The following is a 25163-nucleotide window of genomic DNA, read 5'->3' as shown; positions in this document are numbered from 1 at the left end:
ACAAGCCGAAGGCGCCGCAGCCCAAGAGTGGCCGGGTGCGGATCAGGGTTGAACAGCGGCGAAGGCCGGTTGCTGCGCGTGACGCAGGGCCGCTTCCACGAAGGGTTGGAGTGCCGAAATGGTTGCGTGCTCGGCGAGTCTCATGATGTAGGTCACGGAGAGGCGTTGAAAGCGGTTCTCCATCAGTTCACGGCGGATTTCTTCCTGAACCTCGCGGAAGTCGCGTCGCGTGGCCGGTTCGATCGCACCGCAAGCGGCGATGTAGAGACCGTCGGGCAACTCGAGCACGTCGCTGTACTGGCCCTCGGCGAAGTGGAAGATGGGCGTGCTGAGCTGATCGAACGGGGCCTGCAGCGGTCGGCCGATGCGGCCCCAGGAACCACCCGCGGCCGCTTTCGGACTGCGGGAGAACTCCGCCGCCACCTCCGCGAAAGCCCGATCGGCGAGTGCGGCGTGGGCTTCACGGGCGGCGCGTGTCGCGCGAAGCTGCGCGGCCGCCCGTTCCCGTTCACCTGCGGTGGCCCACACCTGCCCCTCGGGCAGAAAGGCGCCGAACGGCAACTCGATGACGAGCAGTTCGCGCGTTTCCGAGGCCGTATATCGTGGCAGATTGGCCTGGTAGTGACCGAGGAGATCGTCGCGTCGGACCTGCACCTGAGGCATGAGTTTCTCACGGGTGTACTGCTGCACGAGCAGGCGTCGCAACAGGGCGCCCCGCCACAAGTCCCGCGTGAGGCCGTACTGCCGGAGGTGGTCGTCAAAACGGGCCTGGCTACCGCCGAAGTCGCGGGCGATGATGGCGTCGGTTTCACGGTCGACCGCAAAGTCGAAGGCACGGCGGCGCTGTTCGTCGAGTTGACCGTGGGCTTCACGGTAGATGAGCAGGCGACCGATCTCCTCCTGCGCCTCGCGTCGAATCAGCGTGCGGGCCTCTTCGGCGAAACCGATCGCGGTGCGGGTACGGCGCAATTCGGCGAGCCGATCCCGGAGCGGGTAGAGCACTTCCGACACGGTGATTACCGCGTCGTTGACGATGAGCACTTCCCCTTCGATGGCGCCCGGAGCGGCGACGGTGGGGGCCTGGCCGCGGGTGGCGGGGGCCTGGCGCTGCGTATGGGCATCACCAGCCGGCGTGATTTCGCCGCGGCGGATGCGCTCTTCCCGGGCGGCTACCAGCATCTGCTCCGTGCGAAGCTCGGGGCGGCGGGCTTCCGGCGGGGGCGTGGGCTCGTTCGTCTGGCAGCCGCTCAGCAACAAGCTTGCCGCCAGCAGGCCGACGGCAAGCGGAAAACGGAGCGGGCACGTCATGCGGATGGTGTGGGAAGGTGCCATGTCCGGAGTATACCGTCCGGAGCGGGTGCGGTGAGAGGGTGACCGAATCAGCCGGCACTGGTTCCGTCGGTGTCGGCGGCGGCGGTCTCGGTCGCGTTGAAGCCCTCGCCCGTGGATTCGCCCGGTGCGGGGAGCTTGGCAAGCTGAAGTTCAGTCGGCGCCATCAGTACGCGCTGTCCGGCCTGCAGCCCCCCCGTGATCTCCACCATGGTGGGCGTGGCGCGACCCAGGCCCACGGATACCACCTCAGAGTCATTGCCGCGTTGCACGAAGGCGTAGTGCTGGCGCCCGCGGGAGAAAATGGCCTGCACAGGTACTGCGAGTACGTCGCGCACTTCCTCGATCAGGATTTCGATGCGAGCGGTGTCGCCTGGAGACAGCGCCGGATCGTGTTCATCGAGGCGGATTTCTGTCGCGTGCTCCTTCAGGTTCGGATTCAGCCAACTTCGCTCCGAGTCGGCAAAGCGGGCGATCTTGGTGACCGTGCCGGTGAAGGTGCGCCCGGGCACCGCCGGCACCGTCACGATGCAGCGCAGACCCTCGCCGACCTTGTGACGATCGGCTTCGTGGATGCGCGTGGAAACCATCATCTGGGACGTGTCGGGCAGGGTCATGATGATCTGACCTGGAAAGACCTGCTCTCCGACGCCCACGCGCTCGCTGCGCCAGCCGCGGCCCCGGCCGGACTCCCCGTACTGCACGACGCCATCGACAGGGGCGCGAATTTCGCAGCGATCGAGCTGTTCCCGGCGGCGGTTGTAGCGTGTCTCGCGAATGGCGAGCCCCTGGAACTGCTCTTGCACCTTGGCGCGGGCCTGCGATTCACGGGACTGCGCGCGGGCCCGCTCCCGTTCGAGCTCATCCCGCGCCTGGTCAACGGCGGAAGAGCGTTCGAGCTTGTTCTTCTCCCATTCGTAGTTCTCGTGGATCGCTTTTTCGAGCTGGTAGCGTGAAAGCGTCATCTTCAGGCGTTCGATCGTGTCCTCGATCTCCTGAATCTTGGCCCGCGAAACGAATCCCATCGCCTCGAGCCGCTGATTCTTCACCAGCTCGTCTTCCTTTCGGGCCAGGTCGGTCTCGGTCTGCTGGATGTTGATGTTGATGGCCTTGAGCGCTTTTTCGTATTCACCCTCGGTGTAGCGGGTGTACTCGAGTTCGGCGATCTTCAGGTCAATTTCGGCTTTCTGAATGCGACTCTCGTTTTCGCTCAGCGTGAGTTCGAGCTCCTTCTCGGCCTGCTCCAGCGCGGTCTTGCCATTGCTCAACTCGAGCTCGTCCATCTCCAGCCGATCACGAATATCGTCCGAGGCCAGCTTGACCAGCAGGTCTCCCGCGCTGACACGCGTGCTTTCCGGAACCAGCCACTCGATCGTCACGCGTTCCCCCTGCACTTCGTTCTTGATCTCGATCGATTGGACCGGGCGCAGCTCTCCATCTTCCTTGAGGGTGATCATCATCGTGGTGGGTGCCACAACGAACATATCAATGACGCTGCCATCGGAGCGGAACCAGGGGCGCAACCAACCGGCACCGGCCGCTCCCAGAATCCCCAGCGTGAGTAACACCGGCACGACCCAGACGACCCGCCGGGCGCGCTGTGGGGGGGCATGCGAGGCGGCCGCAGGGGCAGTGACGGTAGCGGTTCCGGGATGAGTGGTCATTTCAGCACTACTCGCAAGTCTGAGCTCGCCGGCTCGGTGGGCGGACTTCCTTGTCCGAAACGCAGTATACTACGAAATCGGCTGCGTTGCGCCGTACTCGTGCCCCCCGGTTGTGGATTGTAGTCGGTTCTCCAATCACAGCGCATTTCTGAAACTGCTCGGCTGAAGCTGCAAGCATCGTGGCGCGCGGGGGTACTTGGATCCCACGGATGGCATGACGGCCTGTGATGGTTGACATCGTGCAGACCTGCCCTTCGTCGCGTACACTTTCTTGGGGTACGGTCGCCCCGAAGCAGGAGCGCGAACCATGCGGGCCAGAATTTGGATCGGGTACACCGCCGCCACAGGGATAGCCCTCCTCGCGGGTTTGGTGGGTTGCCAGACGACTCCTGCCGACGCTCCCCCGCCCGGTCAGGTATCGAATGACTCCCAGACGACCGTCATTGCCGGTGCGGATGCCGATCGCGCCAAGGACGCCATTCAGGAAGAACGCGCCAAGATGTCCGGTGAGCGGCAACCTGCGGCCCCGCCCGCCGGTCGTCCCGTGGATCAGCCGCGTGCTGGAAGTGGGCGTCGCTGATGCGCGGACTGCCCGTCCTGCTGTTGCTCGCTGTGAGCGTGGCGCTCGACGGCGTCATGTGGGCCCAGGCGCAGGAAGCGGCGGTTCCGCGTCCAACCCTGCCACGCCCGGGGAATGCGGACGAAATCACCGCGCTCGACGAGTTGCTGGTCGCGGCCGGAATTGCACCGACCGATGCCGAGCAGATCGTTGCGTTGAGCCGCCTGCTATCGTCGCCGTGTGATCAGGTCATCTGGCTGGCGCGGCGGATCGCGGCACTCGATACAGAGGATGTGGCGGACGCAGCGCAGGATCTTGCGACGCGGGCTCAACAACGGGCGGAAATGCTGGCACCGTGGTTGGCGGCCTGTCCGGGTTACGAGTTGACATGGCTACTGCCGCCACCGCCCCGCCCCCCAGGTCCGCGGCCCTTGTTAGAAGTGTCCGACCCGACGGTTCTATCGGAGCGGATCGCGACCCTGCGGGCTGAGGGGCAGAACCTGCATGCCGCTACAGCCGCAGAGAAGTTCGCGCTCTTGGCGCGCGGTGTCGCGCCGACGCTCGTGTTTCCGGGCGGACGCACGTTTCAACCGCCGGCCTGGGATGCCCCGCGCCGCGTCTTGACGGATTTACTGGCGGCCACGGAGACACCGGGGTTCTCCCGCCTGCTGACGCTCAAGCAGCAATTGGTCAGCGAGTACACCCGCTGGCAGGCGACGGCGAATGAAGCGGACGCACCCTCCGAAGGCACCGTGGCCAGCGTTTTCCAGTTGGCCGCGGCGCTGCTGGATCGCGCCTTGGGTCTCGATCCACTTGATCGCGCCGCGCAACCTGGTGAGATTCCTTACGACGATGTGCCCGCAGCGTGGGCGGCGCTGGCGGCGGATTTCGACGATCAGGCCCTGCGCCTCTGGGCGGCGCTGGGGCGCATGCTCGCGGCGGCCCCCCCCGCCGGCGGGACGGTGGACCCGGATGTGTTCAACCGCCTGCAAGCGCTCTGGGGAGAAGTACGTACGGTCAACACGGAAGTGTGGCCTGCGTTGGATGCCGCGTCCGACGGCTGGCTCGTGCGGCTGGCGAGTGGCCGGCTGGTGGAAGCCGGGCGGCAACCTCTCGCGGCGGATTTCAACGCAGGCCGCCGGGCCGCACGGCGCGCCGCCGAGCGAACCGGGCCGGGAAGCGCCGCCGAGCTGTTGGTGCGGGCCGAAGCGGCGCCGGCGGATCGCGGTATTGCGGATGGGTTGTTGCAGGCCATGCAGCGGATGAAGGCTGCGGACGCCGGCACGGATGTCAACCCTCTTACGCTCGCCGAGGTCGTCCTGGCGTTGGGTGGTGAGGGGCGCAGTTGGGTGTACCTGTACCTTGAGCTCGGCGCGCTGCGTGCCGAGGGTGGAACGCGTCACTTTGGCGTGGCGTTGTATCCAACCGAGTACAGCAATCCGCTCGCAGTAAACGATGCCAGTCGCTTCGCGACGTACATCGTGACTGGCAGCACGCCGCAGGACGTCGTCGAAGCGGCTTTGCGGGCGCCCGGACTGCCGCTCGCCGGTGGACAGGTGCGGCGTGACGCGCGCCTGATCCTCGCCCCGGATGGACCGCCCGCCGCGGAGTGGTTCGGGTATGAGACGACGCAACTCCTGCCGCGCATTCAATGGCCTGAGCGCTCCCCCGATATCGGGTGGGTGGTTTATGTCCCGACCGCGACAGCGCTCAGCCACGCCGAATGGAACATGGAGCTGACGGCACGTGCGTGGTACCGGCTGGGAGTGCTCGAGGGATTGCCGCCGATTGCGTTCGATGGACCCTTGCAGGTGAGTTTGCGCCCGGGGCCGCCGCTGGATCAGCGCGGGGCGGAGACGGGGGTATATCGGCTTTGGATCGGTAGCGAGGGACAACCCCCGCCCCTGCGGGAATTCCGTGACCTGCTCGAGGCGAAGCGCCAGCGCGCGGTGACCGCACTGCCGCTATGGGTGGCGCGCTGAGGCGGGACCCAGCGACGATTCTGCGGGCTGCCACGGTCCCATGTGGTAGTAGCGCGGTCCGAGGATACGAACCGAGAGCCCGACGAGCGCTGCCGCCAGCAGCCAGCCGGCCACTACGTCTGATGTGTAATGCCAACGTGTGACAATGCGTTCGAGGCCGAGCACGGCGGCCCACAGGTAGAAGATCCAGCGGAAACGGGGGAAGTAGATCCCGAGGAGGAGCGCGACGATGGCGGGCGCGGTGGTGTGCCCGGAGGGGAACGCGTCGAGATACTTGTATGTTTCGTCCCCGCACAAAGCGGGCCACGCCGCGGGGACAAAATGAAACGGCCCCTCGCCTCGCATGGGGCGGGCGCGACCGATGATCCACTTCAGCCCATGCAGAATCGGCAGGTGAACGACGAGCGGTGTGAAGAAACCGATCGCGAGGCGTTTGCCGTTCGGAAGATTCGCAAACACCACCCCCAGCATCAGCAGTGGGAATACGGGTTTCAGTTTTTCGATCGCGGGAGTGAGTTTCGGACCCCAGGTAACGCCCAGAAATTGATCCAACCACGCATCGAGGAAGAATACTGCGAAGAGCGCGGCCAGACCGATCCACAGACCACGCCACCGGACAGTGGTACCGCGGTGGAACACAGGGGGGGGGCTATTGGCAGCGCATTCAGCCGAGTCGGAGGTCATCACGCTGCGATCTTAGCGGACCTTCTTAGAATCGTCAGGTCATGGGTGCACGGGTTCAGCGGTGGGTCCGAGAGGGTCTGCCGCCAAGCGTGCTACTTGACCGAAAGCGGTTCATTCCAAGTCAAGAACACAATTTGGATTTGTATTGGGTCTGCCAGGACGGCTATACTGGACAGGGAAACAGGCTCTGACGGTCTGCCGGATTGCACTTCGCGGCCCCGCCGGTGCTTCCTGTTCGTTGTATCCTAATCATCGTGCTCACAAGCACCCTACGGAGGAGAATCAGCATGAAGAAGCTTGCCTTGGCGGCAGCGCTGGCGGTGTCGGCCGCGGCGTTCGCGAACATTCCGCTCCTGAACGCGGACATCGAGAGCAATGTGACGGGCCAGTTTGGCGCCATCGCCAACTGGGGACCCAACGGCGGCTGGGCGCCGCATGCCGGTTTCCCGACGCCGACGGGTCTCTCGGGTGACCTCGGCGGTAATTTCGGCTTCTACAGCGCCAACACGACCGAAACTGTCGGCCAATTGCTCCCCGTGGTCTTCGAGCCCAACACCACCTATCGCTTCTACAGTTATGCTATCGGTGGTGGCAACCGCCTCGGGGCGATTCCCTACCAGATCGGTTATGCCGAAGCCGATGGTCCGCCGGAGGGCCGGGCGGATTTCTCCCTGCTAGCCACGCAGGTCTATGATCTCGACGGCGTCGAGGACTTCATCCTGCTCGATGGTGTCACCTACACGACCGGCGCGACGGGCGACGAGCTCGGCAAGCAGATCTGGGTGCGCCTGGGTGACGGTGCGGCCGGCGGTCGCAGCGACATCTGGTTCGATAGCTTCGCTCTGGTTCCGGAGCCGGCGAGCTTCCTGCTGCTGGGTCTGGGGCTGCTCGCAGCGCGTCGTCGTTAAAAAATGCAGCGGGACGAGTATCCAGAGGGGGACGGAGGTGCAGCGGGGCCGGGCGCAACAGCGCCGGCCCCGCTTGCTTATGCGCGGGGTGAGAACGGGTGAGCAGGGATCGGGGGAACGAGGGGGCGCCCGTCGGTGGGAGCACGCAGAACTGCGCGCGTCGGGCCACTGCCAATTCCCCTTGGAAAGACACTTCTCAGACAAGGTCCGCGGACGGCTGCGCGGCGCTCGTTTCATCCTTTGGCCGGTGCTTCCAGCGGCGGTGGACCCACAGATACTGCTCCGGCCAGCGGCGGATGGCCTGTTCCAGTGCGGTGGTGAACTCCTGTGTGATCCAGCGGAGCGGATCGTCGTGCACGTCCCATTCCTCGGGCTGAATGATCCGCTCGACCGCGAGCCGGTAGTGGAAGCCGGTGCGCACGCGGGTGGCGTAGCCCACCACGATCGGAACGCGCTTTGCCATGGCCAACAGGCCGATCGACTTGTACGTAGAGGCCTTGCGGCCGAAGAAATTGACGTACATTCCTTTGCGCCCGGCATCCTGATCGGCAATGAAACTGAGCCCGCCCCCCGCGTCGATCACTTGTCCGGCAACCGCGCTGACGCCCTTCTTGTAGAGCAGCGTCAGGCCGCCGCGGGCGCGGGCCTCGACGAGGAACTGGTTGATGAGCGGACGGTCGAGTGGGCGCATGACGGCGCTGAGCGGCAAGCCGAGCTTGCAAATGGTGTAACCGAGCAGTTCGTAGTTGCCGAAATGGCCCGTGAGCAGCACGGCCCCGCGCGGGCTGAGCAGCTCGCGTAGCGCCGGCCCCATGTCCTGCAGCTCGACATAACGGGACCAGGAGGATTCATGGATCAGCCGCGGTGTCTGAAAGAGCTCGACGGCGTAGAGTTGGGCGAAGTGCTCGAAGGATTCGCGCGCGATGCGGCGCAGCCCGACCTCGTCGTACCGGTCGCCCAGTGCCGGGCGCAGGTTGTCGAGGGCCCGCTGGCGGTGGCGGGGGCTGGCGTACCACCAGATACGCCCGAAGAGCCGCCCGGTGTGCAGGTTGACATCGACCGGAAAGCAGTTCATCAGGGTGGTCCACGCGCGGACGAGGGCGTACTCGCCGATGCGTACCAGCGCCGTGCCGACGGTGGGTGCCTGGGCGTAGCGGCAGAGGCGCGTGGCGAGCGTGTGGATCATGCTGGGTCGGTCTCCTCCGCTGCGGCCGGTGTGTCGGAGGCGGGCGCTGGGGTCGGGGGCATACCGGGCGCCTCTTCGTTCGCGTTCTCGGCAGGAATGGAACTGGACTGGGCGGGTACTCCGTCGGAAGCGCCGATGGGGAAGGCGGCGCCGGCGGCTTGCAGACGGGCCGCGAGCTTCTCAGGCAGACGGAGTGGTGGAGCAGGGAAGGGGGGTGGTCGATTGCTCACCAGCAACATCTGACGATCAAAATTACCGTAGCGCGTCTGGAGCCAGAGATAGTGCGGAGGCATGGCTTCGTCGCGGGCGGCCAGCTCTGCCGGGGCACTCGCGATCAAGAGCACGTACGACTCGAACGGGAAGACGTAGAGCACGAGTTCCGTCCCGCGCAGGCCGCGGATGATTTCTTCGCCATACCGTTGTAGTTCATAGTCGAGGTCGCGCCTTGCAGTCTGCTGCCCGTTCTGGACACGCTCCACCTGTTCCCGGAGCAGGGCCAACTGGTCGATGATGCGCGGGAATCGCAGATCACCGAACCAGTTGATGCGTGGATCGTGCGTGCCGATCATCCGCAGCGCCGACCGCTGTTCGGCCGGCACGTGCTCCACAAGCTGTGTGGCGAAATCGCGGAACGGTCGCTGGGAGAGAAATCGCGGCATCACCATCGGCCAGGCCCATAGCCAGAGCGCGAACATCCCCACAACGATGCAGCCGAAAGAGGCGTGCGTTCGACCGCGCAGATAGAGCCACGCAGAGACCGCCAGCGCGATGTACAGCAGCGCGGCCGCCACCGCGACTTCCATGGCTACCGTCGGCAGCGTCACCAGCCCGTCGAGCTCGAACTGGCCTCGCATGGCCCACCATTTACGTAGTCCGATCGTGAGACCGACGCCGACCGCGAGCGGATACCCGATCCAGATGCCCAGGACACCGAGCCGAGCCAGGCGGTGGGAATGACCGGCGGGACGCGGGCCGAAAAAAGCCGCCAGTTCAATCCCCAGCAGGACGAACAGTGGGGGTAGCGCGGGTAGAAAATAGCGCCACTCCTTGCCGGTCGAAGCGGTGAAGAAGACCAGCAAACCCACGAACCAGAGCAGCATGAAGACCCGCCCCCGGCGACCGATGGAATCGCCACCACCGTCCGGACGCGTAGTCGCCGCGGGTAACGCGAACGCATCCCGTCGAAAGACGCGCGCGAGCGCGCCCGGCAGTGAAAGTGACCACGGCAGGCAGAACGCAAGCGGCATCGGCAGGTAATACCAGGAGTATTTCCAGCCGCCCTGATCCTCGACATTCGGCAGGTCGCCGGTGTAGCGGTCGAGGTATTCGACCAGCCATTTGTGCAGGGCCGCGTGCTCGAGCTGGGCCGCGGCGAGCGCCCACGGCAGCCACGGCACAAGAAACACGGCCAGCCCCACCAGGTGGACCCAGTGTGCCAGCACGGACCAACGGCGCAACACGAGCACATACAGCAACGCGGGTACCCCGACCACCGCCAACGGCATCGGCATCTTGTAGAGCATGCCGACCCCAGCCGCGAAATAGGCGAGCAGGAACAGCGCATTGCGCCCGGCGCCGGCACGGCAGCGCTCGGCCGCCACCCACAGTGCCGCGAGTGACAGTGTTGTGCAGGCCGTCAGCCCGAGGTCGCTGGCGCCGCGGTGTGACCACCAGAGGACACAGACGCTCGCGGAAGCAGCGAAACCGGCGAAGATGGCGGGGCGATCCCCGGCGATGTGCCAGGTCAGCCAGAAAAGGGTCGCAACCAACAGCAGAGCAGCAAATGCATTGGGGATGCGCGTTGCGACCTCGTCGATCGTCGCCTGGCCGCGCACCCAGGCCGTCAGCATCACCGCCCAGTAGGGCCCGGGCGACTTCTGCATGCGCGTCTCGGCGGAGAAAGTGGGGACGATCAGGGTGCGCGGGAACTCCCCCTCGTACATCTCGCGCGCCGTTTGGCCCACCCACGCATCGACCGGCTCGAACCCGGCCCCGCCGTCGAGGTGATAGAAGGACAGCGCGGCCGTGCTCAAGAGCAGCACACCGAACCACGCCATGGTGTGGCGAGCCATACGTTTCGGTGTTAGCTCTGCAACCGGTGACGACGACGGCGGAAGGGTCAAGACTGCGGACTCCCCTGTCGGAGGCGCGCGAGTGGTTCTTCCATGGCGGCATTGACCTGATTCATCAAGGCGACATAGTCCGCCTGTGCCCGCATGAGGCGCTTGAGCGCATCGCTGCTGGCCATCTGCTGCTCCAGGGCTTGGAGCTTGTGCTTGTCCGCCACTTCGATCGGCTGCTGCTCGGCCTCAAGCTTCTGGATGTGCTCAAGCTGCTGCTGGTAGTCCCGGAGGACGCTCTGGGCCGAGTTGTCGCTGCGCGCCTGGTGCTGGGCACCGAAGTAGGCCACGACCACGGGGTGGGCGGCGAGGGCCTCTCCCAGGCCGCGAGCCCGCTGCACAAGATCCTGCGCGTCCGGCATGTTGCACCCATACGTTGAAACACGGATTGTGCGGCGCCGCGCCGCATGGTTGCTGGGGATTGTAACGTTCCGATAGCGGGGGGGCACGGCAGGAATGGCGCGGCGCGAGTCGGCGGTCGCCAGCCGCAGTTCACCTTCGGAGTGCGCACGGGTGTGATCGTGCGTTCGTGTTGGCCGGTGGCTGCTGGTTGGGGGCTCTCATCCCCGGGCTGGAGCCGGCACTCTCGGGATACGAGACCAGCAGGAGGGCTCCCCACCATCCTCGACTGGCGGAGGGTGCCACGAGCGGACATGATGCACTGCGCGAACGGAGCGACGGTTGCCGGCGGAACGTATGAGCAAACCCCTGCACATCCTGATAACCGCCGGGCCGACGCACGAGCCCATCGACGCCGTGCGCTACCTGGCGAACCGCTCGAGCGGCAAGCTTGGCGTAGCGCTGGCCGCGGCCTCCCAGGCCGCGGGGCACGTGACCACGCTGCTGCTCGGACCAGTGGCCGTGGAACCGCCAGTCGGCGTAGCCCTGCACCGCTTCGAATCGACGTCTGATCTGGCCGCCCTGTTGGACGGGCATTTTCCGGCCTGTGACGTGTTGATCATGGCGGCGGCCGTCGCGGATTATCGACTCGCCCGGCCGACCGCGGGGAAATTGCCGCGTTCGGAGGGTACGCTGCGGTTGGAGTTCGAGCCGACCCCGGATCTGGTTGCAGCCTGCGCCGCACGTCGGCGACCGGAGCAGCGTATCATCGGTTTTGCGCTGGAGGAGCCGGGCGTGCTGTGCAAGCGGGCCGGTGAGAAACTGCGGAGCAAGGGGCTCGCGGCGATGGTCGCCAACCCGCTGGAGACGATGGGCGCGGCCGGCATTCAGGCGACGGTGCTCACGGCTGACGGGCACGTAATAGAACCGGCCAATGGCGCGGCCATGAGCAAGGTGGAGTTCTCCCGCTGGCTGATTCATTGGATCACGCCGGGTGGCTGAGATCGGGTTGCTGCGATCCCGGGGCGCCAAAGGAGGCGAAGTTTGCCGCGGATTACGAAGGTCTATACCCGGACCGGCGACGACGGACTGACCATGCTGGGCAGTGGCGCGCGGGTCCCCAAGACCGCGGCGCGCGTCGTCGCGTACGGTTCGGTGGACGAGTTGAACGCCCAGATCGGAATGGTGCTCACGAGTGGTGTCGAGGAGGCCCTGGTTACGCCGCTGCGCACCATCCAGAACGAGCTGTTTCACGCCGGCGCCGAGTTGTGCATGCCGCCGGGTCCGCAGGCCCGCCCCGGACCGCGCCTCGAATCACGGCACGTCGCCGGGCTCGAAGCGCTCATGGATCGGCTGAGTGAGGGGCTCGAGCCGTTGCAGAATTTCGTGCTGCCCGGTGGAGATGCCGCCGCGGCGGCACTGCACGTGGCGCGGACGGTCTGCCGACGGGCGGAACGAGACGCCTGGCTGTTGGCGGCCCAGGAGCCGGTCGGCGCCGATCTGCTGCACTATCTCAATCGCCTCTCCGACACGCTGTTTGTCATGAGCCGCTATCAGAATCAGCAGCGCGGCGTACCCGAGCCGCTGTGGGACAGTCGCGCATGAGTACCGTCGCTACCGCGGATCATCCTCGCTATCGCTACGTCGTGCTCGGGGCGGGGCGGCAGGGCCTGGCCCTCGCCTATGACCTTCTGTGTCGCGGTGAGGCCGCCGCGGTGACCCTGGTGGACACGGACCGGGCGGCGGCCGAGCGGGCGATCGTGCGGCTGCACGCGCTGGTTCCTGGAACGGCTTGCCAATTGACGGCGGTGGGGTGCGACGTGTCAGACGCCGACCAGGTCGTGCCCCTGCTGCGCGGTGCCGATGTCGCGCTGTCGGCCGTACCCTACCGCTTCAACGAAGACTTGACGGATGCCACGATCGCCGCGGGCGTTTCGCTGTGTGATCTCGGCGGGAACACGGCGATCGTGCGCGCGCAACTGCGGCGACACGCGGCGGCGGCGGCGGCGGGTGTGAGCGTGGTGCCCGATTGCGGCCTCGCGCCAGGGCTCGGGAACATCCTGGCGGCGCATGGGATCGCTGCCCTGGAGGAGGTCGATGACGTTTACGTGCGCTGCGGGGGTTTGCCGGAGCGGCCGGTGGGACCGCTGGGCTACAAGCTGGTGTTCAACTTCGACGGGCTGCTCAACGAGTACAGCGGCTGCGGAGAGTTTCTGCGCGGCGGGGAATTCTGCCAGGTGCCGGCCCTGACGGAGTTGGAGGAGCTGGAGTTTCCGCCCCCGCTGGGACGGTGTGAGGCCGCCGTGACCAGCGGCGGAACCAGCACCTGCGCGGAGTCGTTTGCGGGGCGCGTGCGGAATTTCGATTACAAGACGGTGCGCTACCCCGGGCACTTCGCAATCGTGCGGGCGCTCTTTGAGCTGGGGGCCTTCGGAACCGAGGCCGTGGCGCTCCCGGATGGGGCGCGGGTGGTGCCGCGGGTGGTGCTGCTGGCGCTGTGCGAGCGGGTGCTGGCATTTCCCGACGTGCCGGACTTGGTGGTGCTGCGCTGCATTGTGCGCGGGCGCCGCGCGGGCCGACCGGTCGTGCGGGTGTACGATCTGCTCGACCGGCACGATCCGGTCACGGGCTTCTCGGCGATGGAGCGTACGACGGCGTTTCCAGCGGCGCTGGTGGCGCACCTGCAGGCGCGTCGCATGATCGCGCCCGGGGTGCGGCCGCTGGAGTTGGCGCTGCCGCTGGCGGTGTACTGGGCGGAGTTGCCGGGGCACGACCTGCGCATTGCGCTGCGGGAAGCGGAAAGTGGAGCAGGGATGGGCGGGTGTTGAAACGTGGGCAGGCAACACCTCAGCATGTTAGAATACGTGGCACGCCACGGGGCGTAGCTCAGCCCGGAAGAGCGCCGGCTTTGGGTGCCGGAAGTCGCAGGTTCAAATCCTGTCGCCCCGAGTCTTCTCGGAAAACGGCCCTTCGGCAAGCACGTCGAAGGGCTTTCTCTTTTGTATACAAAGAGTTACGTCGCTCAGGGTACGGTTCAAACTCACCGCGTCGAGGATCTTGCGACGCGTGGCCGAGTTTGAACCGCGCCAAACCTCCGCGGCGTTCTGCGAAAACTCGAACAGGGTCATGGGCTCGGTCCGTGGCCCCCTCGTCCAACCGCGTGACCCCCTCCAGGGCCTCGGTGACCCGGGCCATGTCACCCTTCAGGTCGTCCGATTGGGATGCCGAGAACCGGCTCGTGACGGTGCGGCCGATCGAGGGCACGGAGGCGGCCGGGATGAGTCGGGTGGATTTCGGGTATGATTCGGCTTGGCGGCGGGTGCGGAAGACCGTGACGCCGTGGGATGCGAACACGAGCAACTGGGCGAGTGCGCCGTCGCTGGACCGGAAGTACCTATGGTCCGGGTGGCGGCTGTTGCTGGAGACGGACGTGCTGGCGAGCGGCGGGGAAGCCGTGCTGCGGAGTTTCACTTGGGGCCTGGACCTCGCGGGTCTGAATGGTGCGGTGAACTCGCTGGAGCAGGCCGGGACCATCGGCGGCCTGCTGGCCGTGCGGGAGTACGACGTCAGCGGCGGGCCGTCGCCGGCCGATCCGGTGGCCTACGTCTACCTGTACGACGCGAACGGCAACGTGGGGCAGGTGGTGGACTGGTCGCATACGGCATCCGACCCGGCCGGCGCCATCGTGGCCCACTACGAGTACGACCCCTACGGCGGCGTGACGAAGGCGGCGGGCAGCTACGCCGCCGAGAACGCCTGGCGCTTCAGCACGAAGCAATGGGATGATGAGGCGGGGCTCGGGTACTGGGGCTACCGCTACTACTCGCCGAGCTTGGGAAGGTGGATGTCGAGGGATCCGATTGAGGAGGAGGGCGGCTACGGCCTCTACCTATATACTCATAACGCAATGCCTAGCAAAGTCGATCCGTTAGGGCTCTGTGAAGGACGGTACGAAGTATCTTGGTGGGTATGCGTGCGCCTAGATTTCTCGGACCCTCGGACTAGCACCCGCCCACCCGACTACTATTTAAGACACCCGTTTAAACTGCCTCCTCGCTATTTTGTGTGGGTAACCTGAGCGATGGCCGGCAGCTTGAAGTCGAGTTTTCCGGCGATCAGGTAGACCATGGTGATCAGGTAGTGGGTCGAGCGGAAGCCGCGGGCTTTTCTCTTGGCCGACTGGATCAGGCTGTTGATCGCCTCCAGCGGTCCGTTACTGATTCGCGAAGTGAACCAGCCGCAGCACGCCGCCCAGTGCTTCTTGATCGTCTTGGCCGCCTTGATCATGGCCGGAATCCGGCTGTGGGTGGCCCAGAAGTACCACTGCTTGAGCAGCGGTTCAGCCTCTTCCACGGTGTCGCAGGCGAAGAGATCCTGGAAGACACTCTTCATGTGCGTGGCCCGCACGGTCGCCAGCTTGCTGGAGCGCAACTCGTCAAAGACGCGGGCCTGCTTCTCGGTGCGGTTCCAGTCGTTCTTCAACCAGACGTAACGCGTGCCCTTGAGTTCCGGGTGTGTCCGCTGTTCCTCACGCCGGACCTGATCGACCGCAGCCCCCAGCAGCTTCATCAGGTGGAAGTTGTCGAAGGTCAGTTGGGCCTCCGGGAACTGCTCGCGCAGACCGTTGATGAACGCCGCCGACATGTCCAGGGCAGGCGCTCCTCAATCTGCTCGGCCCGCCCGCCGTGAGCCTCCAGGTCGCGCTTGAACGCCGCGACGGTCCGGGCATCCTTGCCTTCGGTGGCGAACAGCACCCGGCTTGGCTCGTTGCCCAAATCCATGAACACGCTGATGTAGTTGTGGCCGCGCCGGCGGGAAGTCTCGTCCACGCCGATGGCGGTCACCGGCGAGAAGTCCGCCGCGGCGCGGGCCCGCTCGACATAGTGCTGCAAGACCCGCCACACCCGCGTGTCGTGCTCACCGATCAGAACGGCCACCTGCGCCGGCGTCATGCCGCCCTGCACCAACATCAGGATGAACGCCTCCATCAGCAGCGTAAAACCCGAACCCGGCCGCGACCACGGCACTTCAACCGTCTTGACCCCGTGGTCCGGACACTCGACCCGCGGTTGCCGGGCGTGCAATAGCGTCTTGTGCTGAAAGAAGTTCAGGTGCCGCCAGGTCCGCTCCGTGCTGTCGTAGGCCCCGCAACCGGCGCGTCCGCACTCCGGGCAAGCGAAGCGGCTGCCGGAAGGGAAGTCCAGCCAGAGTTCCAGCTGCTGCCGGTCCCCGGAAAACTCGATCTTGCTGACGACCCACGGCTCGGCCAGCCCCAATGCCACCCGGAACAGCTCCTGCATCTGATCGCGCATCACTCGGCTTCCTTGCAGTCTGGCCGCGAACTTCCGGCGGCTTCCTTCTCACCGGAGGGAAAGAAGCCGGGGTTCAGGGGCAGAGCCCCTGGCGGGGTTTGGGGCGGAGCCCCATCGGATGCCGCTGCGGCCGCCTGATCCGCCGCATCCTCTCCGACCGCCGCCCGATCGAAAAGCGCCAGACCCCGCACAACTTACGTCACCAAGCTCACGGTCTTACCCACACAAAACAGCGAGGAGCCTTTAAACTTGACATTGAGTCTCTCTGCGTGCAACATCGTATTGAAATACAATGCCAGTGTACAGAACACGGCGCCTGCGGCGTAGTGGACGGCGTCCCGTTGCGCTCACGATACAGTCATGAACGCACTCGGGGCCTTGTGTATCCCGGAGTAATCAACCCAGGAGGAAATCTGCGAACCGACAATGTCAATCGGAAGGCGAGACTGCAACTGATCAAGGCCTCGACGCACGGGTCAAGAAATCGGGTGTGTCCGGGGGGCCAAGAGGGCTATACCGCAACAATTGACGGCCAGGCAAATTTCCTGCAAAGGCGTAGCAGGATCAAGCACGGACTTACGGTCGGTGCAAGTTGGAACGCAGGAAGCAAGTATCCGACGATCGGAGCAGCATACTCAATCTCGGCAGACGATGTCATGGAGGTTGCCGCGACGGCGACATGGGCGTATTTCTTCACTATCTGCTGTGGTTGCGATGGGATCACTGTTAGTGAGTCTGAACTAGGGCGTGAAGACCGAGGCATAGAATACACGTGCGACAAGAGACTGCTGGGAGGGGTTGACCGTGCCCAAGTTCATAAGCTGTAACATGAGGCTATCTCAAAACCTCTGAAAGCAAGAGAAGCGTACAGGTCATATGCAAGAAGCCGCTGAACAGGCAGCTCGACTTCTCCCAACGGATGCAGAGCCGACGGTAGTTCTGGATCCAGGAGATCGTCCGCTCCACCGTCCAGCGCCGCTTGGCTGCAGCGGCCGGGCGGTCCTGTGTCACATTCTCCGGCTTGCGGTTGCCGCGATGCGGCGCGATCATTTCCATGCCGCGCTGTGCGAGCTCTTCGTCGAGCTTGTCGCTGTCGTACGCCTTGTCGCCGATCACGCGCGGCGGCGTCTCGCGCGTCAGCACGAAGTCGAACAGCGCCTGCACGCAGCGGCTCTCGTGGGCGTCCGCCTGCGCGGTATCGATCGCCACCGGCAAACCGCGGGCATCGACCAGAACCATGATTTTCACGCCTTTTCCGAGGTGGCCGCGCCGATCCCATCACCGCCGCCCCGGGCCTTGGCGAAGGTGCCGTCGATGAAGCATTCGTACACGCGGTACGCGCCGCGCCGTTCGACCAGGCGTCCGGCGGCCCGCATGGCCTGCTCAAAGAGCCCTTCGCGCGTCCAGCGCTGGAACCAACGGTGCACCGTGGCCCGCGCGCCGAACCGCGCGGCAGGTCCTTCCACTTCGCGCCGTTGTCCAGCATCCAGAAGATGCCGCGCAGCGTCCGCCGCTTGTCCGCGACGGGCCGGCCGCCCTTCGGACTCTTCGGCCGATCCGGAATCCTGTCCGCCAGCCAATCCAATTGCTCATTCGTGAGTGTCAACATGCATCATTGTACAAAGTCAACAGGTGTCCCGGTTTTGAGATAGCCTCATGGCAACGTCATTGCCATTGTGATGTCATGACGATTCGGTATGCAGACAACAGAAATGCGCGTGGTCGCATGTGGTGGCGGCGGCTCCGATGCCTGACTATAGTCGTTGCCTTGCTGGTGGTTGCAGCTGCAGCGATGAGGTCGGGCCCCACACTCGTAGTCGCCGCAGCGCACCGGTTGATGTCTTCGGAATCACTCCTCCAGCGATACGTCAATCGAGGCTCCGCAGAAGCGGCCGATGAGCTATGGCGGCGACATCAAGGTGGACACCTCAAGAGTGCGCTGCGTGAGCGGTTTCTAGACTCCTGGCTGACATATCGCACGGGGTCATTTTTGATCGCTTCTGATGGTGATGACGCAATCGATCCGGAGAGTGGGCTCATTCGTAGTTATCGTCTCGACGTCTCGCTGCAATGGAATCCTCCGCCAGCTGCGTGTCGCACGATAAGACTTGAGTGTCGGATTCTGTCCTTGTCCTTGTGGCAGGGTACGGAGTTGATCCGCGAGTACTCGCCAATTGAGTATTCGGAGCATATCGTTATTCTGAGCACCCTTCACCGAGAACCCTTCATAGATCCACGAGATCCGGTGCACGTAAATGCGGAGTTCTTGGTGCGGGATCTCAATGGAGTACTTCTTCACTGGTGGCAGGTTTCCGACGAGGTGGCGGTGTCGCGAGAATCGCATCCGGTGCGGTGATTGTGAAATCAAGCGACCCCGATCCCGCAGACTTTCGGGTACAATGACCGCAACGAGCTGACGTCCTCGGAGCGCGGCGACGACATCTGGGGCTTCGTCTATGACCCGATCGGGAACCGCGTGACGCACGAGCGGCAGTACCGCGACGAGCAGAGCCAGCTTGTGCAGCTCGCGACCGGGTACGTGGCGAACGCGCTGAACCAGTACGAGACTGCGATGCTCACGGGCGGCGCGCCCGGCAAGTCGAAGTACTATCATGATGCGGACGGCAACCTGATCATGATGACGCTGGCGGGCGACATGAACTGCGACGGGGTGATCAACAGCACGGACACCGGTCTGCTCCTGCGGGCCATTCGTTATTTCAACGGCACCGACACGTGGCCCTTCGAGTGCCCCGCGCTCAACGGCGACTTCAACGGTGACGGGGTCGTGACGGTTTCCGACATTAACGGCTACAGTGCGGCGCTCAACGCCGGTTGGACCGGGCCTTCGACCGCCTATGATTGGGATGCCGAGAACCGGCTCGTGACAGTGCGGCCGGTCGCGGGGACCGAGGCCGCGGGTGTCAGCAAGGTCGAATTCGTGTATGATTCGTCCTGGCGGCGGGTGCGGAAGACCGTGACGCCGTGGGACGAGCAGACGAGCAATTGGGCGAGTGCCCCGTCGCTGGACCGGAAGTACCTCTGGTCCGGCTGGCGGCTGCTGCTGGAGACGGACGTGCCGGCGAGCGGCGGGGAAGCCGTGCTGCGGTCGTTCACCTGGGGTCTGGACCTCGCGGGCTTGGGCGGGGCGGTGAACTCGCTCGAATCGGCGGGCACCATCGGCGGGCTGCTGGCCGTGCGGGAGTACGACCTGAGCGGCGGGCCGTCGCCGGCCGATCCGGTGGATTACGTCTACCTGTACGACGCGCTGGGCAATGTCGGGCAGGTGGTGGACTGGTCGAAGCCGGCCGGTCAAGCGTCCGCGGCCATTGTGGCCCACTACGAGTACGACCCCTACGGCGGCGTGACCAAGGCCGAAGGCGCGTACGCGTCCGAGAACGCCTGGCGCTTCAGCACGAAGCAGTGGGACGACGAGACCGGGCTGGGGTACTGGGGCTACCGCTACTACTCGCCGAGCATGGGAAGGTGGATGTCGCGGGATCCGATTGGGGAGAGCGCGGATAGTCACGTATATAGGTACATTGGCAACGCTGCCTCGCTCGCGTTTGATGCACTTGGTCTCGATATGCAAAAGTGCATCAGTTGGTGGCAAAATACCTTTGTGTCACCATTCCTGGCGGTTCGCGCGGCCCGCAACGAGGCGCGCCAGCTTATTGTGAACGACATCGCGACGATCAGGAAAGCACACGATGAGTTCCGTAAAGGGCTCATCACATACCAAGCGTATCTAGCACAGACTGAATCGCTTAGTGCGGACATTCGACGGAACCAAAAGGTGGATGTGTTGGGTGACTTGAGGCTATCTCAAAACCGGGACACCTGTTGACTTTGTACAATGATGCATGTTGACACTCACGAATGAGCAATTGGATTGGCTGGCGGACAGGATTCCGGATCGGCCGAAGAGTCCGAAGGGCGGACGGCCCGTCGCGGACAAGCGGCGGACGCGCGGCATCTTCTGGATGCTGGACAACGGCGCGAAGTGGAAGGACCTGCCGCGCGAGTTCGGCGCGCGGGCCACGGTGCACCGTTGGTTCCAGCGGCTGGACGCGCGAAGGGCTCTTTGAGCAGGCCATGCGGGCCGCCGGACGCCCTGGTCGAACGGCGCGGCGCGTACCGCGTGTACGAATGCTTCATCGACGGCACCTTCGCCAAGGCCCGGGGCGGCGGTGATGGGATCGGGCGCGGCCACCTCGGAAAAGGCGTGAAAATCATGGTTCTGGTCGATGCTCGCGGGTTGCCGGTGGCGATCGATACCGCGCCGGCGGACGCCCACGAGCCGCTGCGTGCAGGCGCTGTTCGACTTCGTGCTGACGCGCGAGACGCCGCCGCGCGTGATCGGCGACAAGGCGTACGACAGCGACAAGCTCGACGAAGAGCTCGCACAGCGCGGCATGGAAATGATCGCGCCGCATCGCGGCAACCGCAAGCCGGAGAATGTGACACAGGACCGCCGCCGCTGCAGCGCCAAGCGGCGCTGGACGGTGGAGCGGACGATCTCCTGGATCCAGAACTACCGCCGGCTCTGCATCCGTTGGGAGAAGTCGAGCTGCCTGTTCAGCGGCTTCTTGCATATGACCTGTACGCTTCTCTTGCTTTCAGAGGTTTTGAGATAGCCTCTTGTTACTCAATCAGACGCTTCCAATGGCAGCCTTTGCAAAATGGATGACACTTGAAGGATGCAAATGCCCGGAACTCCAGAGAGTAACCTCTAGTTTAGCGAACAGAGGTGTGGTCCGGCACGCAGCGAGCGCTATGGAAGCATATATGACGTTTGTTTCAGGTGGGGCCACGTCGGCTCCGGATGTCGCGATAATACTTTACGGCCCGGACAAGAAGACTGGTGAAGCGAAGATAAGCTGGATGGCAATGATGCCTGATGCGTTGAAGAATGCGTTACAGCACTGCTGCATGGATACCGTCGCCGACCCGAAGGGTGACAATACTCTCCAGAGACTTGGAGATGTATGGCTTCAAGGCCGCCAACCTACGGTCGAGAACTTCTGCGCGCAGGGGCCCGGTGACTATGTAACGGTCGACGACTCCTGTATCGATGCCGAAATGTAGGTTGTGCTATGCCGTCAGGGCTAGTCCTTGATCGCCGATTTGCGTCCTGGAGCGCATACGCCGTGGCCGTTGCGTGCGCCCTAGGCACTACGGCATCATATCTCGTCACGGTGGGTCTTTATTGTCCGCGCTTTGACATTGAAATGACTGAGTGCTCTGTACGCCTCTGGTTCAAGAGCGCGCGTGCGGAATCATCCATTGACCATACGGTGTTTGTCACGCCGCGTAGCTGGCGTAAGGTCACGTGGATGCCGGAGTGGATCAGAATCCGGACGTCTGGCATCCTGTACGTGCGTGTTCCAATCTGGTGGGTCACGGTGCCACTGCTACTGATTTGTGGTTGGGTTGTGCTGAAGCCCAGGAATCAACTGCGGCTTGGTGCGTGCCGAATGTGTGGATACAACCTTACAGGAAACGTAAGTGGAATATGCCCAGAGTGTGGTCATCACTGTCAACGCACGGCTGGTGATCATGGAATCAGATCATGAGACCATGCCCTCATAATAGTGTTGGCGTCGCTGTAGGTGCGGCATGGCGGGGCGTGCGGCGTGTTGTTGGTGGCAGTCGTTTGGCGAGTGGGAACAAAACAGCCTTGGATTGATCGGCTAGGCGCGGAATTATTGCGATGCCGACGGCAACCTGATCATGATGACGCTGGCGGGCGACATGAACTGCGACGGGGTGGTGAACTTCGCCGACCTGACGCTCTTCATCCGGGCGATCAAGTATTTCGCGGGCACCGAGACCTGGCCGTTCGACTGCCCGGCCCTCAACGGCGATCTGAACGGCGACGGGACCGTGACCACCGCGGACCAGTCGATGTTTATCGCGGCGATCACGGCTGGCTGGACCGGACCGGCCACCGCCTACGACTGGGACGCCGAGAACCGGCTGGTCCGCGTGCGGCCGGTCGCGGGGACGGAGGCGGCCGGGATGAGCCGGGTGGATTTCGGGTATGATTCGGCTTGGCGGCGGGTGCGGAAGACCGTGACGCCGTGGGATGAGCAGACGAGCAACTGGGCGAGTGCGCCGTCGCTGGACCGGAAGTTCCTGTGGTCGGGCTGGCGGATGCTGCTGGAGATCGACGTGCCCGCGGGCGGCCCTGAGGATGTGATCCGCAAGTTCACCTGGGGGTTGGACCTCGCGGGTCTGAATGGCGCCGTGAACTCGCTGGAGCAGGCCGGGACGATCGGCGGGCTGTTGGCCGTGCGGAAGTACGACGTGAGCGGCGCGCCCGAGCCCGACGATCCCGTGGATTACGTCTACCTGTACGACGCGAACGGCAACGTGGGGCAGGTGGTGGACTGGTCGCATACGGCATCCGACCCGGCCGGCGCCGTCGTGGCCCACTACGAGTACGACCCCTACGGCGGCGTGACGAAGGCCGAGGGCGCGTACGCTTCCGAGAACGCCTGGCGCTTCAGCACGAAGCAGTGGGACGACGAAACCGGGCTGGGGTACTGGGGCTATCGCTACTACTCGCCCGCGCTGGGACGGTGGGTGTCGAGGGACCCGATTGAGGAGGAGGGGGGGATGAATCTCTACGCGTACGTCGGTAACCGTCCTGGGCAACTCTTCGACGGGCTGGGCCTAAGCAGCGAATGCGCGTGTGGCGTCGATGTCACTCGAAAATTGGACAAGCTGCTTGCCCGCCTTGAATGGGCCTTTAACGCGCTTCAGCCACAACAGCAGTATGTCCTGTGCCATTCAAAAATGCTAGATCCTGCGCGCGGCTGGGATATTCATGAGTTCTATGCCGCGGGGAGCGGTGACTCGCTGGCTTTGGCTGGCTTCCGCGCCGGAACATGTGGTGCAGGGCAGTGTGAGGGCACAGTTACGTATCGAGGCGGGTGCTATTGGACATCCGAGCTGAATTACTTGCTGTGGGGTCGGATGCGCCGGAAATGCGCCGATAGCCTAAATGTCAAGGATCCAATATTGCGTGTTGCCATGGGCATCCATGATATCAACGATGATATTACACTTCGGGGTAGTATTTCTCTAATGCAAGGATGGAGACTTACCACGATACACAGGATTGCAGAAACAGAATGCCAATACAAACGGCCTGGCTGGTTGGATCCCACGGTCGCCCGGGAGCGGATGATCAGAGCAGGCTGGGATTGGAACCTCTTTCTCATCGAAAGCACCAGGGTTTCGGGTTGCACACCTTGTCGCACGAAGTACAGTGGGACTCTGTGGGGCCATGTTGGCCGCTTGACCCTCAGCATAACAGAGTGAGTCATCGGAGTAATGCTGCCGCCGCATTCTCCCTGGAGGCTACGTGCGAAGCGCCAGTGTGGGGAGGTGTGTGGAGAGGCAGGATCGATCGATGTTTCATGGCGAAGATGAACGTGAGAGTCGTACGAGGGGCCGGCAGCAAGGCGCGCCGCCGACGGTGGTAGAGTGCCTCGTCTGCGCACTTAGCACCGTCCTTCTGCTCGATGCATTTAGTAGTCCAGGCGGCCTGTTCGCGCTAGGTTGGGGAGTATACCCTCTTTCGCCCATGCTCACGCTGATTATTCCACTCGGGCTTCTGACGAGCGTTACCGCATGGATGCTAAGGCTTCGTCGGAGACTGCGTGCTGGCCAAACGGAGCGGGCCAAGGGCGTGCCAGACGGGAACCCTTGCATCTGCGAAGGCGGAACGAATGGAGCGTCGCGCATCCAGAAGGATCAGCCGCGCGTCCATGCCAACGGTGTCGCTGTTCTGTGGACTTGGTGTGTTGCGCCAGTGTGCGCACTAACGCTGGCGGTAGCGGTTACGAATAGTTGGCTACTGAATAGCCGGTTCGAGCTCAGTCGTCGTGCGTTCGAAAGCTACGTGAATGATCTGGTGCAGTCGCCCGGTGCCGCAAGCGGACCCCAGCAGTATGACTGGGGGCTTCGTAGAATCGGTTTGTATCCTGTGCGCGGGATCCGTGTCTGGGGCCAGCCACGTCGGATAACCTTCTTCACAGGTGGGTTTATTATGGGTTCCTTCGGATTTGAGTACCGTGCCGACGAGGATGTTGCCGAAGTTGCCAGATGGGGTGTACAGGAGCCATGGAGTATTATGATCAGTGAAAAGTAGATTCTGCTACGTGAGCCGGGTAGGGTGGAATGCCATGAGGCTATCTCAAAACCGGGACACTTGTTGACTTTGTACAATGATGCATGTTGACACTCACGGATGAGCAATTGGATTGGCTGGCGGACAGGATTCCGGATCGGCCGAAGAGTCCGAAGGGCGGCCGGGCTGTTTGAGCCAGGTAGAATGGTGGGCGGCGGTACTCCGCTGCCCACCATTCAGCCGCAACGAGGTACAAGGGAGTGATGTCCGAATATCGACGGATGTTGCAACCCGGCGGCACGTTTTTCCTGACGCTGGTCACGTATCGCCGGGAGACGCTTTTTGCCGACTCGCAGTCCTCGTTCTACGCCTGGCGGCGGAAGTTGCGGGGTGCTACGGACTGCGCTGAGGTGCGGTTTACGCCAGCGGCGCATGCCCCGTCCGCGGCGATCCGGGGACAGGAGCGCGATCGGAGGCCTCAGCCCACGGCCGTAGGCGGCACCCGGGAGGTAGCAGCCCAGAACGCTACGTTCCGGCCGCCGCCAGCCACAGCGAGCGGCGACTGCTCGAGTTGCAATTCGTCCGCGGTGCAGACCAGCACGCGCGCGCTGGGGTCGCTGATCGGCCGCACCCGGCCGGGCAGCTCATCCGGCAGACTGGCGAAGTAGTAGCCATCGGCTCCCTGGCCGACGTGCAGCGGCTTGCCGCGGCGGACGACCAGCAGCCGGTCCGGCCGGCGCCAGACGCCCAGCAGCGCCAGGTCGCCCGCGACCTGGTCGGCCGCCCAGACGGCGCGGCGCGTGATCGTGCCCCGGCCGCGGGCCAGCAGCAGCGCGATAACCTCGCTGTCGCATTCGCTCTGCGGCCGCGGCGGCGCGGGCGGGAGGTGTGGCAACGGCGGTTCTGGGAGCACACGATCCATATATGGGACCGTACGTAC

Annotated in this window: 21 protein-coding genes, 1 tRNA gene and 2 pseudogenes; 13 read left to right on the top strand and 11 right to left on the bottom strand. The window is 64.3% G+C overall.

The features are described 5' to 3' along the window. Window positions 1-42: 42 nt before the first annotated feature. Together IPM18_05575 and IPM18_05570 are read right to left on the bottom strand one after the other, a co-directional pair. Window positions 43-1332 carry a peptidyl-prolyl cis-trans isomerase gene (locus IPM18_05575; protein ID MBK9119059.1) on the bottom strand — a complete coding sequence of 430 codons (1290 nt, stop codon included), beginning with the start codon at window positions 1330-1332 and terminating at the stop codon, window positions 43-45. 47 nt (window positions 1333-1379) lie between these two features. Beyond that, the gene (locus IPM18_05570) at window positions 1380-2993 is read right to left on the bottom strand and encodes an efflux RND transporter periplasmic adaptor subunit (protein ID MBK9119058.1); all 1614 of its coding nucleotides are present in this window, start codon (window positions 2991-2993) and stop codon (window positions 1380-1382) included. 307 nt (window positions 2994-3300) lie between these two features. On the opposite strand from IPM18_05570, the gene IPM18_05565 reads away from it, so the two are divergent. Together IPM18_05565 and IPM18_05560 are read left to right on the top strand one after the other, a co-directional pair. Then, a complete protein-coding gene (locus IPM18_05565; GenBank protein ID MBK9119057.1) occupies window positions 3301-3573 on the top strand; it encodes a hypothetical protein in 273 nt (90 codons plus the stop codon). Continuing rightward, window positions 3573-5534, top strand: a complete 1962-nt coding sequence (locus tag IPM18_05560; GenBank protein MBK9119056.1) for a hypothetical protein — start codon at window positions 3573-3575, stop codon at window positions 5532-5534. The genes IPM18_05565 and IPM18_05560 overlap by 1 nt, the downstream gene beginning before the upstream one ends. Here the strand turns inward: IPM18_05560 and IPM18_05555 are convergent. Next, entirely contained in the window at window positions 5517-6218 is a 702-nt protein-coding gene (locus IPM18_05555) for a phosphatase PAP2 family protein (GenBank protein MBK9119055.1), read from the bottom strand. The genes IPM18_05560 and IPM18_05555 overlap by 18 nt on opposite strands. A 287-nt stretch (window positions 6219-6505) precedes the next feature. Between IPM18_05555 and IPM18_05550 the strand changes: the two genes are divergently transcribed. Beyond that, entirely contained in the window at window positions 6506-7126 is a 621-nt protein-coding gene (locus IPM18_05550) for a PEP-CTERM sorting domain-containing protein (protein ID MBK9119054.1), read from the top strand. A gap of 196 nt (window positions 7127-7322) precedes the next feature. Here IPM18_05550 and IPM18_05545 read toward each other — a convergent pair whose 3' ends face one another. The 3 genes from IPM18_05545 to IPM18_05535 are packed head-to-tail and all read right to left on the bottom strand — an operon-like array spanning window position 7323 to window position 10794. Further along, entirely contained in the window at window positions 7323-8312 is a 990-nt protein-coding gene (locus IPM18_05545; GenBank protein ID MBK9119053.1) for a lysophospholipid acyltransferase family protein, read from the bottom strand. After that, entirely contained in the window at window positions 8309-10384 is a 2076-nt protein-coding gene (locus IPM18_05540; protein ID MBK9119052.1) for a glycosyltransferase family 39 protein, read from the bottom strand. The genes IPM18_05545 and IPM18_05540 overlap by 4 nt, the downstream gene beginning before the upstream one ends. A gap of 47 nt (window positions 10385-10431) precedes the next feature. Beyond that, window positions 10432-10794: a YlbF family regulator gene (locus IPM18_05535; GenBank protein ID MBK9119051.1), complete on the bottom strand. Its 363-nt coding sequence runs from the start codon at window positions 10792-10794 to the stop codon at window positions 10432-10434. A 334-nt stretch (window positions 10795-11128) separates the two neighbouring features. Here IPM18_05535 and IPM18_05530 point away from each other — a divergent pair, with 334 nt between their 5' ends. From IPM18_05530 to IPM18_05515, 4 genes are all read left to right on the top strand, one after another. Then, a complete protein-coding gene (locus IPM18_05530; protein ID MBK9119050.1) occupies window positions 11129-11773 on the top strand; it encodes a phosphopantothenoylcysteine decarboxylase in 645 nt (214 codons plus the stop codon). A gap of 42 nt (window positions 11774-11815) precedes the next feature. Beyond that, on the top strand, window positions 11816-12376 hold the full coding sequence (locus IPM18_05525; protein ID MBK9119049.1) for a cob(I)yrinic acid a,c-diamide adenosyltransferase: 561 nt from the start codon (window positions 11816-11818) through the stop codon (window positions 12374-12376). Then, window positions 12373-13599 (top strand): saccharopine dehydrogenase NADP-binding domain-containing protein, encoded by a 1227-nt coding sequence (locus IPM18_05520; protein MBK9119048.1) that lies wholly within the window; start codon window positions 12373-12375, stop codon window positions 13597-13599. The genes IPM18_05525 and IPM18_05520 overlap by 4 nt, the downstream gene beginning before the upstream one ends. A 47-nt stretch (window positions 13600-13646) precedes the next feature. Next, window positions 13647-13720, top strand: a tRNA-Pro gene (locus IPM18_05515). Here the strand turns inward: IPM18_05515 and IPM18_05510 are convergent. Then, a complete protein-coding gene (locus tag IPM18_05510) occupies window positions 13702-13899 on the bottom strand; it encodes a hypothetical protein (GenBank protein MBK9119047.1) in 198 nt (65 codons plus the stop codon). The two genes, IPM18_05515 and IPM18_05510, sit on opposite strands and share 19 nt — an antisense overlap. A 65-nt stretch (window positions 13900-13964) precedes the next feature. On the opposite strand from IPM18_05510, the gene IPM18_05505 reads away from it, so the two are divergent. After that, on the top strand, window positions 13965-14849 hold the full coding sequence (locus tag IPM18_05505; GenBank protein MBK9119046.1) for an RHS repeat-associated core domain-containing protein: 885 nt from the start codon (window positions 13965-13967) through the stop codon (window positions 14847-14849). On the opposite strand, the pseudogene IPM18_05500 reads toward IPM18_05505, so the two are convergent. The 3 genes and pseudogenes from IPM18_05500 to IPM18_05490 form a co-directional block, all read right to left on the bottom strand. After that, window positions 14828-16071 (bottom strand): annotated as a pseudogene (locus tag IPM18_05500) (ISL3 family transposase). The gene IPM18_05505 and the pseudogene IPM18_05500 sit on opposite strands and share 22 nt — an antisense overlap. Window positions 16072-16917: 846 nt before the next feature. Continuing rightward, window positions 16918-17331, bottom strand: a complete 414-nt coding sequence (locus IPM18_05495; protein ID MBK9119045.1) for an IS5 family transposase — start codon at window positions 17329-17331, stop codon at window positions 16918-16920. Between the two features lie 172 nt (window positions 17332-17503). After that, window positions 17504-17692, bottom strand: a pseudogene (locus IPM18_05490) (transposase). An 867-nt stretch (window positions 17693-18559) separates the two neighbouring features. Between IPM18_05490 and IPM18_05485 the strand changes: the two are divergent. The 5 genes from IPM18_05485 to IPM18_05465 all read left to right on the top strand — a co-directional run bounded on the left by IPM18_05485 (window position 18560) and on the right by IPM18_05465 (window position 23412). Beyond that, the gene (locus IPM18_05485; GenBank protein ID MBK9119044.1) at window positions 18560-19930 is read left to right on the top strand and encodes a hypothetical protein; all 1371 of its coding nucleotides are present in this window, start codon (window positions 18560-18562) and stop codon (window positions 19928-19930) included. Between the two features lie 16 nt (window positions 19931-19946). Then, entirely contained in the window at window positions 19947-20171 is a 225-nt protein-coding gene (locus tag IPM18_05480) for a transposase (GenBank protein MBK9119043.1), read from the top strand. 219 nt (window positions 20172-20390) lie between these two features. Next, entirely contained in the window at window positions 20391-20720 is a 330-nt protein-coding gene (locus IPM18_05475; GenBank protein MBK9119042.1) for a transposase, read from the top strand. A gap of 247 nt (window positions 20721-20967) precedes the next feature. Continuing rightward, window positions 20968-21171: a hypothetical protein gene (locus tag IPM18_05470; protein ID MBK9119041.1), complete on the top strand. Its 204-nt coding sequence runs from the start codon at window positions 20968-20970 to the stop codon at window positions 21169-21171. A gap of 645 nt (window positions 21172-21816) precedes the next feature. Beyond that, window positions 21817-23412: a hypothetical protein gene (locus IPM18_05465; protein ID MBK9119040.1), complete on the top strand. Its 1596-nt coding sequence runs from the start codon at window positions 21817-21819 to the stop codon at window positions 23410-23412. Window positions 23413-24701: 1289 nt separating this feature from the next. Here the strand turns inward: IPM18_05465 and IPM18_05460 are convergent. Then, on the bottom strand, window positions 24702-25145 hold the full coding sequence (locus IPM18_05460) for a hypothetical protein (GenBank protein ID MBK9119039.1): 444 nt from the start codon (window positions 25143-25145) through the stop codon (window positions 24702-24704). Between the last annotated feature and the right edge of the window lie 18 nt (window positions 25146-25163).

The organism is Phycisphaerales bacterium, assembly GCA_016716475.1.
GTDB lineage: Bacteria > Planctomycetota > Phycisphaerae > UBA1845 > Fen-1342 > JADJWG01.
Note: the sequence above shows the minus strand (reverse complement) of the source record. Positions and strands in the feature narration are given on the sequence as shown.